Source organism: Cronobacter sp. EKM101R (assembly GCF_963888145.1).
GTDB classification, from domain to species: Bacteria; Pseudomonadota; Gammaproteobacteria; order Enterobacterales; family Enterobacteriaceae; genus Cronobacter; species Cronobacter turicensis.
The window spans coordinates 198,180-213,937 of sequence record NZ_CAWPHW010000033.1 but is presented as its reverse complement, the minus strand read 5'-3'; the positions used below and the strand labels follow the sequence as shown (position 1 = coordinate 213,937).

Here is a 15,758-nt window from a genome sequence, read left to right as displayed (position 1 = left end):
CAGAAATTATTCGTCTTCGAGATAGGTGTAGCCGTACAGGCCGCTCTCAAACTCTTCCAGGAATTGCTGTTGCAGCGCGGCATCCAGATCGGTCTGTTTGACCTGATCGCGGAAATGCGTCAGCAGCGTATCCGGGTCGAGCTGGACGTAGCGCAGCATATCCGCCACGGTATCGCCTTCATCGGAAAGCTCTACTTCCACGCTGCCATCCGGGAACACAAATACGTCTACCGCTTCGGTATCGCCGAAGAGGTTATGCATGTTGCCCAGGATCTCCTGGTACGCGCCGACCATAAAGAAGCCCAGCGGCGGCGGGTTTTCGGGATCGTATTCCGGCAGCGGCATGGTGGTCGCGATGCCGTCGCCATCGACGTAGTGATCGATAGTGCCATCGGAATCACAGGTGATGTCGAGCAGTACGCCACGGCGCGTCGGCGCGTGGTTCAGACCTTCCAGCGGCAGCACCGGGAAGAGCTGATCGATACCCCAGGCGTCCGGCATCGACTGGAACAGGGAGAAGTTGACGTAAATCTTATCCGCCATGCGCTCCTGCAGTTCGTCGATAATCGGACGATGCGCGCGGTTCTGCGGATCGAGCTGCTTCTGCACTTCCTGGCACAGGCTCAGGTAGAGCTGCTCAGCCCAGGCGCGGTCCTGCAGCGTGTAGGAGCCTGAGGAGTAGCCGATATGAATATCGTGCAGGTCCATCTGGCTGTCGTGCAGCCACTCGCGCAGCGAACGGCGCGTGCCCGGCTCATGCATCTCCTGCCAGGTTTCCCACATGCTCTGCAGCGGGCGCGGCGCGTCTTCAGACGGCGCGGTCGGCTCGGTGTATTCGTTACGCTCAACGCCGATGATATTGGAGACCAGTACGGTGTGGTGCGCGGTTACGGCGCGGCCCGATTCGGTGATCACCGTCGGATGCGGCAGACCGTTCTCTTCGCATGCGTCGCCGATAGCCCAGATAATGTTGTTCGCGTATTCATTCAGGCCATAGTTGACCGAGCAGTCAGACTGCGAACGCGTCCCTTCATAATCCACGCCGAGGCCGCCGCCCACGTCGAAGCACTCGATATTCACGCCAAGCTTGTGCAGCTCCACATAGAAGCGGGCGGATTCGCGCACGCCGGTGGCGATATCGCGGATGTTCGCCATCTGGGAGCCCAGGTGGAAGTGCAGCAGTTGCAGACTGTCGAGACGATCCGCCTCGCGCAGCATCTCAACCAGTTGCAGCACCTGCGTCGCCGCCAGGCCGAATTTGGATTTTTCACCGCCGGAAGACTGCCATTTGCCGGAGCCCTGCGAAGCGAGACGCGCACGCACGCCGAGGCGCGGGATCACGTTCAGGCGTTCCGCTTCTTCCAGCACAATTTTGATTTCCGACATCTTTTCGATGACCAGATAGACCTTGTGGCCCATCTTCTCGCCGATCAACGCCAGACGAATGTATTCACGGTCTTTATAACCGTTACAGACGATAACGCTACGGGTCATACCCGCGTGCGCCAGCACCGCCATCAGCTCCGCTTTGGAGCCCGCTTCCAGACCCAGCGGTTCGCCGGAGTGGATCAGCGATTCGATGACGCGACGATGCTGGTTCACCTTAATCGGGTAAACCAGGAAGTAGTCGCCGTTATAGCCGTAGGACTCGCGGGCGCGCTTAAACGCCGCGTTGATGGAACGCAGGCGATGTTGCAGGATCTGCGGGAAGCAGAACAATGCAGGCAGGCGCTGGCCCTGAGCTTCACGCTCCTTCACCAGCCTCGCGAGATCGACGCGCGCTTCGGGGACATCCGGATCGGGGCATACGCTGATATGGCCCAGTTCGTTGACGTCGTAGTAGTTATTGCCCCACCAGGCAATATTGTAAGTGCGCAGCATCTTGCTGGCTTCCTGGGAGCTCATTGCAACCTCCTGCATGGAACGTAGTACACCCTGTTCGCCCGCTGACGAAGGCGAAGATGAAAAGATGTCGTCAGACATAGCGAACCTCAAATTTTGTCGAAAGTGTAAAACAGTTAACTACTATCGCAGCGTTACACTGTGATAACAACCCATAAACAGCAGAGTTATCCAGCACATAGTGCTGACCACCCTGCCGTGCGACCGGTTTCTTATTCATATCATTGTAAAACACGTAACCGAACTCCGTGTGACGGGTCGGCGAAACCACGAGAAAACTCCTGACGTCAGGAGAGCCCTTGTTCAGTTATCGCAAGCCTTGACCGGCCCGGGAATCCTGAGAAGCGCCGAGATGGGTAGAACATCGGCAGGTTTGCAAAAAAGAGATGCAGGTTGCGGGGGAAAAGCGCACGCCAGAACGGCATGGCAGATTAAGCGAATAACGGCGGTTCATTATCTGGTATCACCTCCACGCCAGCCCTTGTAGACCGGCGATAAGCCAAAGCTAAAAATCACTCTCAGCCCGGCTGGAAGTGGCGACACGGAGATGGTTTCCGTGCGCTTTTTTGCAGGAGCCGCGCGCGCCGTTTTATACCGGGAACAGGGGTAAAAAGCAAAACAAAAAAGCGCCGTTTGCCGTCCTTGTCAGGAATTCTTGCCAGCGCTGCGTTAAACGCATTATTCGACGCCTCAAAAACTGCTGGAAATCGGCTTAAGATTTAACCTAGAATAGCCATCCAGATGTTAATCCATCTATACCGATTAACACTTAGCCTTCCTGTGTGTTTACCTGCATGGCCGCAGAATTTTCTTCTAAGATGGCACCAACACACGGTATGCTGAGCTAATTGATTTATCCAGGGTGATACAAAACATGGCAAAACACCTTTTTACTTCTGAATCTGTTTCAGAAGGACATCCCGATAAAATTGCGGACCAGATCTCCGATGCAGTGCTGGACGCCATTCTTGAGCAGGATCCGAAAGCACGCGTGGCCTGCGAAACTTACGTGAAAACCGGCATGGTGCTGGTCGGTGGTGAAATCACTACCAGCGCGTGGGTGGATATCGAAGAGATTACCCGCAACACCGTACGCGAAATTGGCTACGTTCATTCCGATATGGGCTTTGACGCCAACTCCTGCGCCGTACTGAGCGCTATCGGCAAACAGTCCCCGGATATCAACCAGGGCGTTGACCGCACCGATCCGCTTGAGCAAGGCGCGGGCGACCAGGGCCTGATGTTCGGCTACGCCACCAACGAAACCGACGTGCTGATGCCAGCCCCGGTGACCTACGCGCACCGTCTGGTGCAGCGTCAGGCTGAAGTGCGTAAAAACGGCACCCTGCCGTGGCTGCGCCCGGATGCGAAAAGCCAGGTCACGTTCCAGTATGACGCCGGCAAAATCGTGGGTATCGATGCCGTCGTGCTCTCCACGCAGCATGCGGAAGACATCGAGCAGAGCGTCCTGCACGACGCCGTGATGGAAGAGATAATCAAGCCGGTCCTGCCTGCGGAATGGCTGAATGAATCCACCAAATATTTCATCAACCCGACTGGCCGTTTCGTTATCGGCGGCCCGATGGGCGACTGCGGTCTGACGGGCCGTAAGATTATCGTCGACACCTACGGCGGCATGGCGCGTCACGGCGGCGGCGCGTTCTCGGGTAAGGACCCGTCTAAAGTTGACCGTTCCGCTGCCTACGCGGCGCGTTACGTGGCGAAAAACATCGTGGCCGCAGGCCTGGCCGACCGTTGTGAAATCCAGGTTTCTTACGCCATCGGCGTCGCAGAGCCAACCTCCATCATGGTTGAAACGTTCGGCACCGAGAAAATTGCGACCGAGCAGCTCACCCTGCTGGTGCGTGAGTTCTTCGATCTGCGTCCGTACGGCCTGATCCAGATGCTGGATCTGCTGCACCCGATCTACAAAGAAACCGCCGCTTACGGTCACTTTGGTCGTGAACACTTCCCGTGGGAAAAAACCGACAAAGCGCAGCTGCTGCGCGATGCTGCCGGTCTGAAATAATCCCCTGCGTAGTTATCCCTAAAGGCCAGCCTCGTGCTGGCCTTTTGCTTTTCAGGCGCGCAATGCGCCCTGCCCCTTTCTCTTTACTACCAGCAGCTATACTTTCTGCCAGCGCGACGGGCAAGATTCTACTGAAAGCGATTACATGAACAGGAAAGGCGGCATTTTTTCAGAATTGTCTTTACGCAAATCCCCCTTCTGCACTCTGTTACATTCCGTTTCGGTTTAGTCTGAATTCCTCTCCGCCGCTTCGTTTCTGGCTACACTAATTAGCTGATATAAAAAAGGATAAGCGCTTTACGCAAGCTGACACTAGTGTAACCGATTACACGCACGTGACTGATATCACATATTTTTACGTTACGCTAACTTACCCTTTACCACGATAAAACTAATAACCCAACTGGAGGGCAGTATGCCTGACAATAAAAAACAAGGGCGTTCGCACAAGGCCATGACGTTCTTCGTCTGTTTCCTTGCGGCCCTGGCAGGACTTCTTTTCGGCCTCGACATCGGCGTTATCGCGGGCGCGCTGCCCTTCATCGCCAAAGACTTTAATATCACCCCGCACCAGCAGGAGTGGGTGGTCAGCTCGATGATGTTCGGCGCCGCCGTCGGCGCTATCGGCAGCGGCTGGCTCTCTTCACGTCTCGGGCGTAAATACAGCCTGATGATTGGCTCTGTGCTGTTCGTCATCGGTTCGCTCTGCTCGGCGTTCGCGCCGAATGTAGAAGTGCTGATTATCTCCCGCGTGCTGTTGGGCCTTGCGGTCGGTATCGCCTCTTACACCGCGCCGCTCTATCTGTCTGAAATCGCGCCGGAGAAAATCCGCGGCAGTATGATTTCCATGTATCAGCTGATGATCACCATCGGTATTCTGGGCGCCTATCTCTCCGATACCGCGTTCAGCTACAGCGGCGCCTGGCGCTGGATGCTGGGCGTCATCACCATCCCGGCGATTCTTCTGCTGATTGGCGTCTTCTTCCTGCCGGACAGCCCGCGCTGGTTCGCCGCGAAACGTCGCTTCCACGACGCCGAGCGTGTTCTGCTGCGCCTGCGTGACTCCAGCGCCGAAGCAAAACGCGAGCTGGAAGAAATCCGCGAAAGCCTGAAGGTGAAACAGGGCGGCTGGTCGCTGTTTAAAGACAACAGCAACTTCCGCCGCGCGGTATTCCTCGGCATCCTGTTGCAGGTGATGCAGCAGTTCACCGGGATGAACGTCATCATGTATTACGCGCCGAAAATCTTTGAACTGGCGGGTTACTCCAATACCACCGAGCAGATGTGGGGCACCGTGATTGTCGGGCTGACCAACGTGCTGGCGACCTTTATCGCCATCGGTCTGGTCGACCGCTGGGGCCGTAAACCAACGCTGATCCTGGGCTTTATCGTCATGGCGGCTGGTATGGGCATTCTCGGCACCATGCTGCATATGGGCATCGACAGCCCGGCAGGTCAGTACTTTGCCGTCGCGATGCTGCTGATGTTCATCATTGGTTTCGCCATGAGCGCCGGTCCGCTGATTTGGGTGCTGTGCTCTGAGATCCAGCCGCTGAAAGGCCGCGATTTCGGCATCACGCTCTCCACGACCACCAACTGGATTGCGAACATGATAGTCGGGGCGACCTTCCTCACCATGCTCAACACGCTGGGCAACGCGCCGACCTTCTGGGTCTACGCCGGTCTCAACCTGTTCTTCATCGTGCTGACCATCTGGCTGGTGCCGGAAACCAAGCACGTGTCGCTGGAGCATATCGAACGTAACCTGATGCAGGGCCGTAAACTGCGCGATATCGGTTCGAACGACTAAGCCTTACCTTGCCGCCCGTTCACGCAGGTGGCGGGCGCAGGGGGCCGCCGCCTCTTGCGCCCATCCCGTCTTCGGCTCTATCCTCTCGCTATGAAAACCCCACGTCTTCCCATCGCCATTCAACAGGCCGTTATGCGCAGCCTGCGCGAGGCGCTCGCGCGCGCCAATCTCAAACTGGAGAGTCACTACCCGGAGCCGAAACTGGTCTATCAGCAGCGCGGCACCGCAGCGGGCACCGCCTGGCTCGAAAGCTATGAAATCCGCTTAAACCCGGTACTGCTGATGGAAAACCAGCAGGCATTCATTAATGAAGTGGTGCCGCACGAGCTGGCGCACCTGCTGGTGTGGAAACACTTCGGACGCGTGCCGCCGCACGGCAAAGAGTGGAAATGGATGATGGAAAGCGTGCTCGGCGTCCCGGCGCGCCGCACGCATCAGTTTGAGCTCGATTCAGTGCGCGCCAATACCTTCCCCTACCGCTGTCGCTGCCAGCAGCATCAGCTCACCGTCCGCCGTCATAACCGCGTCGTGCGCGGCGAAACCCAGTACCGCTGCGTGCGCTGCGGCGACACGCTGGTCGCGGAAAACTGACGCCTTCAGGAAATTTCTGGCAATAACCGATTGCTTCCGGCGCCCGCCTTCGTTACGTTGCGAACACCTTCGGACAAGGAGCTGGAAGATGTCTCGCAAAATTACACTGGCGGCGGCGCTGTGCGTCGCCTTTGCCGCGCCCGCCGCGCTGGCGTCCGGCATTCATAGTTTCAGCCAGGCCAAAGCGGCTGGCGTGAAAATCAACGCCGACGCGCCCGGCGATTTCTACTGCGGCTGCCCGATTACCTGGCAGGGCAAAAAAGGTATCCCCGATCTCAAAGCCTGCGGCTATCAGGTACGTAAAAACGAAAACCGCGCCTCGCGCATCGAATGGGAACATGTGGTGCCCGCATGGCAGTTCGGCCACCAGCGCCAGTGCTGGCAGGATGGCGGACGGAAAAACTGCGATAAAGACCCGGTCTATCGCGAAATGGAAACCGACCTTCATAATCTGCAACCCGCCGTTGGCGAGGTAAACGGCGATCGCGGCAATTTCCTCTACAGCCAGTGGCGCGGCGGCGAAGGCCAGTACGGCCAGTGCGAAATGAAAGTCGACTTCAAAAATAAACAGGCCGAGCCGCCTGCCCGCGCCCGCGGCGCTATCGCGCGTACCTATTTCTATATGCGCGATAAATATCAGCTCAACCTGTCGCGCGCCCAGACGCAGCTTTTCGAGGCCTGGAACAAGCTCTACCCGGTGAGCGCGTGGGAATGTACGCGCGATGAACGCATCGCGAAGGTGCAGGGCAACCATAACCCTTACGTACAGCAGGCTTGCCAGGGGCAAAACCGCTAACCTACACTACCGGGCAATTGTTAACGCAGGGCTTGCCGCGCGATGCCGCAAGCCCGTTTACCGGAAAATGCCCATGCGAATTCCCCGCATCTATCACCCCGAGCCGTTAGTCGTCGGGCGTGAAATCGCTCTTGATGAAGACGCCGCGAATCACGTAGGCCGGGTGCTGCGCATGAGCGCAGGCCAGGTGCTGCAACTGTTCGACGGCAGCAACCAGGTGTTTGCCGCTGAAATCACCCAGGCGAGTAAAAAAAGCGTGCTGGTCAATGTGGTGAGCGCCGAAGAGGCGAACCGTGAATCGCCGCTCTTTTTACATCTCGGCCAGGTGATGTCGCGCGGCGAAAAGATGGAGTTCACCATCCAGAAGTCGATTGAACTTGGCGTCAGCGTGATCACCCCGCTCTTCTCCGAGCGCTGCGGCGTTAAGCTTGATGAAGAACGTCTTAATAAAAAGCTGCAGCAGTGGCAGAAAATCGCGATCGCCGCCTGCGAGCAGTGCGGACGCAACGTGGTGCCGGAAATCCGCCCGGCGATGGATCTGGAAGCCTGGTGCGCCGAGCCGGATACCGGCCTGAAGCTCAATCTCCACCCGCGCGCCGCGCACAGCATCAACACGCTGCCGCAGCCCGTTGAGCGCGTGCGCCTGCTGATTGGCCCGGAAGGCGGCCTGTCGGCCGACGAAATTGCCATGACCGCACGTTATCAATTTACTGATATCCTGTTAGGACCACGCGTTTTGCGCACAGAGACCACTGCGCTCACCGCCATCACCGCACTGCAGGTGCGCTTTGGCGATCTGGGCTAAAGGAGAAAAATAATGATCAAGCTCGGCATCGTGATGGACCCCATCGCAAGCATCAATATTAAAAAAGATTCCAGCTTCGCCATGCTGCTGGAAGCCCAGCGCCGCGGCTATGAACTCCACTATATGGAGATGGCGGATCTGTACCTCAATAACGGCGAAGGCCGCGCCCGCACGCGTCTGGTAAGCGTCGAACAGAATTACGACAAATGGTATGAGTTCGGCACCGAGCAGGATATTGCGCTGGCCGATCTCGACGTCGTGCTGATGCGTAAAGATCCGCCGTTCGACACCGAATTCATCTACGCCACGTACATTCTTGAGCGCGCCGAAGAGAAAGGCACGCTTATCGTCAACAAGCCCCAGAGCTTGCGCGACTGCAACGAGAAGCTCTTCACCGCGTGGTTTGCCGATCTCACCCCGCATACGCTGGTGACGCGCAACAAAGCGCAGCTGAAAGCCTTCTGGGAAAAACATGGCGATATCATCTTAAAACCGCTGGACGGCATGGGCGGCGCGTCGATTTTCCGCGTGAAAGAGGGCGACCCGAACCTTTCCGTGATCGCGGAAACCCTGACCGTGCTTGGCAGCCGCTACTGCATGGCGCAGAACTACCTGCCGGCGATTAAAGACGGCGACAAGCGCGTACTGGTCGTGGACGGCGAGCCGGTGCCTTACTGCCTTGCGCGCATTCCGCAGGGCGGTGAAACCCGCGGCAACCTGGCGGCCGGCGGCCGTGGCGAACCGCGTCCACTGACGGACAGCGACTGGGAAATCGCCCGTCGCGTCGGGCCGACGCTGAAAGCGAAAGGCCTGATTTTTGTGGGTCTCGATATCATCGGCGACAAGCTGACGGAAATTAACGTCACCAGCCCTACCTGCGTGCGCGAAATCGAAGCGCAGTACCCGGTTTCCATTACCGGTATGCTGATGGACGCCATTGAAAAACGCCTCGCTAAGTAAGCCTTTCGGGCGGGGTCGCTCCCGCCCGCATCCCCACCGGGGGTGACAGCTCGCCACTTTCCCCGCATACTGAATCTGCCGATTTTCCAACCAGGACTACAGAACTTTTGACGATGAATTTACAGCATCATTTCCTCATTGCCATGCCGGCCCTTCAGGACCCGCTGTTCCGCCGTTCCGTGGTGTATATCTGCGAATACAATAATGAAGGCGCGATGGGCCTTATCATTAACAAACCTCTGGAAAATCTGCAGGTTGAAGGTGTTCTTCAGAAACTGAAAATCACGCCGGAGCCGCGCGACCCGGCGATCCGTCTCGACAAGCCGGTGTTTCTCGGCGGTCCGCTGGCCGAAGATCGCGGTTTTATTCTGCATACGCCGCCGGATGCGTTCTCCTCCAGCATCCGTATCTCCGATAATACGGTCATCACCACCTCGCGCGACGTGCTGGAAACGCTCGGCACCGCCGAACAGCCCGATGATGTGCTGGTGGCGCTCGGCTATTCTTCGTGGGAGAAAGGCCAGCTTGAAGAAGAGATCCTGGAAAACGCCTGGCTCACGGCACCGGCGGATCTCAATATCCTGTTCCGCACGCCCATCGCCGACCGCTGGCGCGAGGCTGCGAAGCTTATCGGCATCGACATCCACACCATGCCAGGCGAAGCGGGGCACGCGTAATGAGCGGCACCTTGCTGGCCTTCGATTTTGGCACGAAAAGTATCGGCGTGGCGATTGGACAGCGTGTGACCGCCACCGCCCGCCCGCTGAATGCGATTAAAGCGCAAAACGGCAATCCGGACTGGACCATCATTGAGCGGCTGCTGAAAGAGTGGCAGCCGGACGATGTCATCGTCGGCCTGCCGCTGAACATGGACGGCACCGAACAACCGCTGACGGCGCGCGCGCGTACATTCGCCAACCGGCTGCATGGTCGCTTCGGCATAAAAGTCACGCTGCACGACGAACGCCTCAGCACCGTTGAGGCCCGCGCCGGGCTTTTTGAGCACGGCGGTTTTCGCGCGCTGAACAAAGGTAGCGTGGACTCCGCCTCCGCGGTCGTCATTCTGGAAAGCTACTTCGAGCAACACGGCTAATACATGACTCGCAGCGTCGCCTGATGCTGCGTTTATTCTTCTCTTACCCGCCCGAATTCATTTATTTCCGCTTATGAATCCGCCCCGGATCACACTTCTCAGGCGCCGCCTTTGCTCGCCCCGCTAAACGTTTCTATAAAAGAAACATAACCAGTGAGCATCAGGCCGGTTTCATCAGCCGCGCGGCCAGATCGTTGAGCTGCTCAAGGCGAGAGTGGATTTCAGGATTGCTGATGTTCCACATGCCAGCCAGCGCCACGGCGGCGTTGTGCATGCCAAGCGGTTTCGCCATCGACACTTCGCCGTCGTCGTGGCGCCAGATAACCAGACCACGTTCGCGCTGTTGCGCCACGTGAGGCGCCAGTTGGGCCCACTGTTCAGGTGTAAAGCGCGCTTCCAGCGCCTCGTCGGTTTCCGCCGCCAGCAGCGACATGCCGATGACCGACTGCCAGGCGGGCAGCATACGGAAACCCGCCAGCGCCTGGCTCATCTGGCTGCCGGGCGTGGAGTGGTAGATGTAGATGATTTGATCTTCCCAGAGCACGCCCAGCGCCACTACCACGTCTTTTGGGGCGTGTCGCTCAAGCAGCGGCAGAGCATGGGAGAAGAGCGCGGAGCCGCGAATGGCCTGCGCCGCCAGAGCGTGAATACCAGGGCCGGGCAGATAACGCCGCTGCTCATCCTGCATGGTGAGGCCGATAGAGGCCATTGTCATCAGCAGGCGGTTGACGCGTGTGGTGTTGATGCCCATCAGTCGGGCCAGTTCACGACAACCGATGGCCCGATCGCTGGAGACCAGGTACTGCAGGCAGCGGATCCCATCAATCAGGCTCTGGTTGGGTTGTGAAGACATAGCGAAGTCCCGTTGCATGACAATGTCATGAGTGTAATGCCAGTTAAGAAGGATACAAGTTTATGAATGTCTTTCCCCGCAGCGTTGACCGGACCTTCCCTGAAGAACATCTCCACGCCGATCTGCTGGTGGCAGGCGGCGGGATCGCTGGCTTGTGTGCCGCGCTGGCGGCCGCCCGCGACGGATTGCAGGCTATCCTGGTACAGGACAGGCCGGTGCTGGGCGGCAACGCCTCCAGCGAAGTGCGGCTGTGGGCCAACGGCGCGACATCGCATATGGGTAACAACAACCGCTGGGCGCGTGAAGGCGGCATTATGGGCGAAATCCTGGAAGAAAACCTCTGGCGCAACAAAGAGGGCAACCCGGTGATGTTCGATCTGGTGCTGCTGGATCTCGCCCGCTCGCAGCCAGGACTGACGCTGTTGCTCAACACCGCGATCTTTGAGGTCGCCTGTCACGGTCAGCGGATTGCGCGCGTTCGCGGCTTTAACGCGATCAACGAAACCTTCTACACCCTTAGCGCCACACAGTTTTGCGACGCCACCGGCGACGGCGTACTGGGTTATCTTGCCGGCGCCGAGTTTCGCGTCGGCGCGGAAGAGGCGGACGAACTCGGCGAAAAAATGGCACCCGGCGACAGCTTCGGGCACAAGCTCGGGCACTCGATTTACTTCTACACCAAACAGACCCGCGAGCCGGTGCGCTTCGTCCCGCCGTCGTTTGCGCTGAAAGAGATAACCGATATTCCGCGCTACCAGCGCCTCACCTCCACACTTAACGGCTGCGATCTCTGGTGGCTCGAATGGGGCGGTCGCCTTGATACCGTCCACCAGAGCGAGGAGATTAAATGGGAGCTGTGGAAAATTGTCTGGGGCGTCTGGGACCATATTAAAAACTCCGGGCAGTTCCCGGATGCGGAAAACCTGACGATCGAGTGGGTCGGCACCATTCCCGGCAAGCGCGAAAGCCGCCGGTTTATGGGCGATCATCTGCTCTGTCAGCAGGATATTATCGAGCAGCGCGACCATTACGACGCCGTGGCTTACGGCGGCTGGTCTATCGACCTGCACCCGGCGGATGGCGTCTACAGCACTCACGACGGCTGCCGTCAGTTTCACAGTAAAGGCACCTATACCATCCCCTGGCGCAGCCTCTACAGCCGCTCGCTGGATAACCTGTTCCTGACCGGGCGGCTTATCTCGGCGTCGCACGTCGCCTTCGGCAGCGCCCGCGTGATGTGCACCTGCGGGCTGCTGGGTGAAGTGGTCGGCCGGGCGGCGGCGCTCTGCCATCAGCAAGCGCTTACTCCACGCCAGCTGGCGGCGCGTGAACGCATCGCTGAGCTGCAACAGCATTTGCAGGCGACAGGCTGTTACATTCCCCGCCAGCGTCTGGACGATCCGGCGTGCGGCGCGCGGCTTCGCGTCAGCAGTGAATATCAGCTTACCGAGCTTGCGCCGAACGGCGAATGGGAGTCGCTGTCGGCGCGCACTGCGCTGCTGCTGCCGCTGCGGGCCGGGCAGTCGCTGCCGACGCTGCACTTCACGTTGCGGACGGGCGCCCCACAGCGCCTGCGCGTTCAGCTTCTCACCAGCCACAAACCCGGCAACTATACGCCGGAGCGCTGGCTCGACGAGTGCGAGCTGGAGGTTCACGACGCCGCGCCGTACCGGGTGGCGCTGCGCCATACCGCCGAGCAGGACAGCTATGTATTTATTGTCTTCGATCGGTGCGAGGCCATCGAGATGGCGCTCAGCGCGCAGCCTCTGCCGGGCGTTATGATGGTCTTTAACAGCCTTAACGCGCGCGTCGCCAAACGCTCGCACCAGGTCGCAGAAGGCGATTTCGGCGTGGACGAGTTCGACTTCTGGCTGCCGCGACGTCGTCCGCATCAAATCATGCCTGCGCTGCGCCTCGACGCGCCGTTGCGCTGTTATCCGCCGGAAAACCTGCTTAACGGTCGTCTGCGGCCCGAACAGCAAGCCAACGCCTGGGTGCCCGCCGCGGACGACAGTCAACCCACCGTTGAGTGGCACTGGACGCAGCCGCACGCGTTCGGGGCATTGACGCTGATTTTCGATAACGATTTTGATAATGCGATGGAAACCGTCCAGATGGGGCACGACTGCGCCGTCACGCCCCACTGCGTCACGCATTACCGGCTCTGGGCCGATGAGACGCTGCTGGCGGAGGTGACGGAGAACCACCATGCCGTCTGCGAACACCGCCTCGACGCGCCCCGTAAGGCGAGCGTAATACGTCTTGAGATCGTCAGCACCGCAGGCGCCCTGCCCGCGCTTTACGCGCTCCATGTACGTTAACACCAGTGCCCGGCGCTGGCATCTTTTCGCAGCGCCAGTTTGCCTTCGTTCAGCCGCATCGCCACGCTTTGCGCGAAGGTTTGCATCCCCTGCTGCTGGCCGGTTTCCATCAGGCCCGGCAGCTGGTGCGTTTTCCCCTCGCGGATAAGATTCGCCACGGCGGGCGTATTGATGAGAAGTTCATGCAGCGCCGTTCTGCCGCCCTGAACGTCCGCCACCAGTTTTTGCGCCAGCACCGCTTTCAGGCTGCCCGCCAGCTGGCTGCGGACTTTATTCTGTTCATCGGCAGGAAAGACATCCACCAGCCGCTCGACGGCCTGCGCCGCGCCGCGCGTATGCAGCGTCGCCATTACCAGATGGCCGGTCTCCGCCGCCGTCAGCGCCAGCCGGATGGTTTCGCTGTCGCGCAGCTCTCCCAGCAAAATGACATCTGGATCTTCACGCAGCGCGCCGCGCAGGCCGTCGCTGAAGCTTTGGCAGTGCGTGCCGATTTCACGCTGCTGGATAAGACAGCGCGCCGGTTGATGACAAAACTCGACCGGATCTTCAAGCGTTAGAATATGGCCGTCGAGCGTCTCATTCAGGTAGCCGACCATCGCGGCGAGCGTCGTCGATTTGCCGCTGCCGGTCGCCCCTGTGACCAGCATCAGGCCATCCGGCATCGTTAATAATTCTGGCACCGCTGCGGGCACGCCGAGCGCTTCAAGCCTGGGGCAGCCGCGCGGCAGCAGGCGCAACACCAGCGACACCCCCTGCATCTGGCGAAACGCGTTGCCGCGCAGCCGCACGCCGCCTGCAAGACTGACCGCGAAATCGGTCTGCCCGCGTTCGGCAAGCTCGCGCTGATGGGCGTCGTCAAGCCAGCGCGCCAGCAGGTTTTCCGGCTTCGGGACGGCATCCGGCAGCGGCTCCAGCCGTCCCTGCCTGCGCCAGCGCGCCGGTAGCTCGCTACACAGGTGTAGATCCGAAACGTTATGCTTTACACTAAGCGCCACTAATTCATCCATTTCCATATAGCTTCCCTACCATGAGTGAGACAGAACGCAACTTAACGCAGGTTCGGCAAAAGATCTCAGCGGCTGCACAACGCTGCGGCCGGGCTCCAGAAGAAGTTACGCTGCTTGCAGTGAGTAAAACAAAATCTGCGAGCGCGATAGCAGAAGCGATCGCCGCCGGGCAGCGTGAATTCGGTGAAAACTATGTGCAGGAGGGTGTGGAAAAGATCCTCCATTTCCGCGACGCGGGCGTGGACGGACTGACGTGGCACTTTATCGGTCCGTTGCAGTCCAACAAAAGCCGTCTGGTGGCGGAGCATTTCGACTGGTGCCATACGGTCGACAGGCTGCGCATCGCCACTCGCCTGAATGAACAGCGCCCCGACGAAATGACGCCGCTTAACGTGCTGATTCAGGTTAATATCAGCGACGAACAGAGCAAATCCGGCATCGCCTTAAGCGAGCTGGATGCGCTGGCAGAGCAGATAGCGGCGCTGCCGCGTCTGCGGCTGCGCGGGCTGATGGCCATTCCGGCGCCGGAAAAAGAGTATGCGCGCCAGTTTGCCGTCGCGCGTGAGATGGCGGCGGCCTTCACGGCGCTTAAAGCGCGCTACCCGACGGTAGACACGCTTTCGCTCGGCATGAGCGATGATATGGAAGCCGCCATCGCCGCTGGCAGCACGATGGTGCGCATTGGTACCGCGATTTTCGGCGCGCGCGATTACGCCCGCGCCGCTCAACATTAACTTCTGAGGAATGCCATGCTGACGTTGACTTTCCTGGTCAAAACCCTGATCGAACTGTATGTGATGGTGCTGCTGCTGCGCATCTGGATGCAGTGGTCGCGCTGCGATTTTTATAACCCGCTCGCCCAGACGGTAGTGAAATTTACCCAGCCGGTGATAGGCCCGCTGCGTCGTGTCATTCCGTCAATAGGGCCGATCGACACCTCGTCGCTGCTGGTGGCGTTTATTCTCTCGACGCTGAAATTCCCGCTGCTGCTGCTGATTCAGTCGGGCGGACTGTCGCTTGATCCGTTTAACCTGGTGGTGGGCCTGCTGTCGCTGCTGAAATCCGCAGGTCTGCTGGTCTTCTGGGTGATTATTATCCGCTCGCTGATGAGCTGGGTAAGCCAGGGCCGCAGCCCGATTGAGTTTGTGCTGATTCAGCTCACCGAGCCGCTGATGGCGCCGATCCGCCGTATTCTTCCGGCCATGGGCGGCATCGATTTTTCCGCCATGGGCGTGATCATTCTGCTCTATCTGCTGAACTACCTCGGCATGGATCTCTTCCCGAGGCTGTGGTATTTGCTGTGAGTGCCGTAAGTAAAACCGTCGACGGGCTGGTGTTACGGCTCTATATCCAGCCGAAGGCCAGCCGCGACAGCATTATCGGTTTACATGGCGACGAGCTAAAAGTCGCCATCACCGCCCCGCCGGTTGACGGCCAGGCGAACGCCCACCTGGTGAAGTATCTCGCTAAACAATTCCGCGTGGCCAAAAGCCAGGTGGTGATTGAAAAAGGCGAACTCGGCCGTCATAAGCAAGTCAAAATCATCGAACCCCAACAGATCCCAACGGAAGTTGCGGCTGTCACCGACTAA

At 59.0% G+C, this 15,758-nt stretch carries 17 protein-coding genes; 12 read left to right on the top strand and 5 right to left on the bottom strand.

The features are described from left to right. Nucleotides 1-6: 6 nt before the first annotated feature. The 3 genes from speA to AACV31_RS23220 form a co-directional block, all read right to left on the bottom strand. Nucleotides 7-1,983 (bottom strand): biosynthetic arginine decarboxylase, encoded by a 1,977-nt coding sequence (speA, locus tag AACV31_RS16165; protein ID WP_041923905.1) that lies wholly within the window; start codon nt 1,981-1,983, stop codon nt 7-9. After that, nucleotides 1,976-2,122, bottom strand: coding sequence for an acid stress response protein YqgB (gene yqgB, locus AACV31_RS16160; RefSeq protein WP_004385639.1), 147 nt, complete (start codon nt 2,120-2,122; stop codon nt 1,976-1,978). The genes speA and yqgB overlap by 8 nt, the downstream gene beginning before the upstream one ends. 87 nt (nt 2,123-2,209) lie before the next feature. Next, nucleotides 2,210-2,356, bottom strand: a complete 147-nt coding sequence (locus tag AACV31_RS23220) for a hypothetical protein (RefSeq protein ID WP_420025943.1) — start codon at nt 2,354-2,356, stop codon at nt 2,210-2,212. A 420-nt stretch (nt 2,357-2,776) separates the two neighbouring features. On the opposite strand from AACV31_RS23220, the gene metK reads away from it, so the two are divergent. The 8 genes from metK (at nt 2,777) to ruvX (ending at nt 9,986) form a co-directional block, all read left to right on the top strand. Continuing rightward, nucleotides 2,777-3,931, top strand: coding sequence for a methionine adenosyltransferase (gene metK, locus AACV31_RS16155; RefSeq protein ID WP_007701516.1), 1,155 nt, complete (start codon nt 2,777-2,779; stop codon nt 3,929-3,931). A 415-nt stretch (nt 3,932-4,346) separates the two neighbouring features. Next, on the top strand, nt 4,347-5,741 hold the full coding sequence (locus tag AACV31_RS16150) for a sugar porter family MFS transporter (protein WP_007763977.1): 1,395 nt from the start codon (nt 4,347-4,349) through the stop codon (nt 5,739-5,741). Nucleotides 5,742-5,831: 90 nt separating this feature from the next. Then, nucleotides 5,832-6,332 carry a SprT family zinc-dependent metalloprotease gene (locus AACV31_RS16145; protein WP_165155419.1) on the top strand — a complete coding sequence of 167 codons (501 nt, stop codon included), beginning with the start codon at nt 5,832-5,834 and terminating at the stop codon, nt 6,330-6,332. An 88-nt stretch (nt 6,333-6,420) separates the two neighbouring features. Next, the gene (endA, locus tag AACV31_RS16140; protein ID WP_075198007.1) at nt 6,421-7,128 is read left to right on the top strand and encodes a deoxyribonuclease I; all 708 of its coding nucleotides are present in this window, start codon (nt 6,421-6,423) and stop codon (nt 7,126-7,128) included. A gap of 73 nt (nt 7,129-7,201) precedes the next feature. Beyond that, entirely contained in the window at nt 7,202-7,933 is a 732-nt protein-coding gene (rsmE, locus tag AACV31_RS16135) for a 16S rRNA (uracil(1498)-N(3))-methyltransferase (protein WP_165155420.1), read from the top strand. 12 nt (nt 7,934-7,945) lie between these two features. Then, nucleotides 7,946-8,893: a glutathione synthase gene (gshB, locus tag AACV31_RS16130; protein WP_105538726.1), complete on the top strand. Its 948-nt coding sequence runs from the start codon at nt 7,946-7,948 to the stop codon at nt 8,891-8,893. A 113-nt stretch (nt 8,894-9,006) separates the two neighbouring features. Further along, complete coding sequence (locus tag AACV31_RS16125; protein WP_004385631.1) at nt 9,007-9,570, top strand: YqgE/AlgH family protein; 564 nt, start codon at nt 9,007-9,009, stop codon at nt 9,568-9,570. Further along, a complete protein-coding gene (gene ruvX / locus AACV31_RS16120) occupies nt 9,570-9,986 on the top strand; it encodes a Holliday junction resolvase RuvX (protein WP_165155422.1) in 417 nt (138 codons plus the stop codon). The genes AACV31_RS16125 and ruvX overlap by 1 nt, the downstream gene beginning before the upstream one ends. 160 nt (nt 9,987-10,146) lie before the next feature. Here the strand turns inward: ruvX and AACV31_RS16115 are convergent, their stop codons facing one another. Next, complete coding sequence (locus tag AACV31_RS16115) at nt 10,147-10,839, bottom strand: IclR family transcriptional regulator (RefSeq protein WP_075198011.1); 693 nt, start codon at nt 10,837-10,839, stop codon at nt 10,147-10,149. A 62-nt stretch (nt 10,840-10,901) separates the two neighbouring features. On the opposite strand from AACV31_RS16115, the gene AACV31_RS16110 reads away from it, so the two are divergent. Next, entirely contained in the window at nt 10,902-13,160 is a 2,259-nt protein-coding gene (locus tag AACV31_RS16110) for an FAD-dependent oxidoreductase (protein ID WP_165155423.1), read from the top strand. Here AACV31_RS16110 and AACV31_RS16105 read toward each other — a convergent pair. Further along, entirely contained in the window at nt 13,157-14,173 is a 1,017-nt protein-coding gene (locus tag AACV31_RS16105; protein WP_007763983.1) for a type IV pilus twitching motility protein PilT, read from the bottom strand. The two genes, AACV31_RS16110 and AACV31_RS16105, sit on opposite strands and share 4 nt — an antisense overlap. Nucleotides 14,174-14,187: 14 nt before the next feature. Between AACV31_RS16105 and AACV31_RS16100 the strand changes: the two genes are divergently transcribed. From AACV31_RS16100 to yggU, 3 genes are read left to right on the top strand one after another with little or no spacing between them, the layout of a single operon-like run. Continuing rightward, nucleotides 14,188-14,901 carry a YggS family pyridoxal phosphate-dependent enzyme gene (locus tag AACV31_RS16100; RefSeq protein WP_165155424.1) on the top strand — a complete coding sequence of 238 codons (714 nt, stop codon included), beginning with the start codon at nt 14,188-14,190 and terminating at the stop codon, nt 14,899-14,901. Between the two features lie 15 nt (nt 14,902-14,916). Then, nucleotides 14,917-15,471 (top strand): YggT family protein, encoded by a 555-nt coding sequence (locus tag AACV31_RS16095; protein WP_105538722.1) that lies wholly within the window; start codon nt 14,917-14,919, stop codon nt 15,469-15,471. Beyond that, a complete protein-coding gene (gene yggU / locus AACV31_RS16090; RefSeq protein WP_004385624.1) occupies nt 15,468-15,758 on the top strand; it encodes a DUF167 family protein YggU in 291 nt (96 codons plus the stop codon). The genes AACV31_RS16095 and yggU overlap by 4 nt, the downstream gene beginning before the upstream one ends.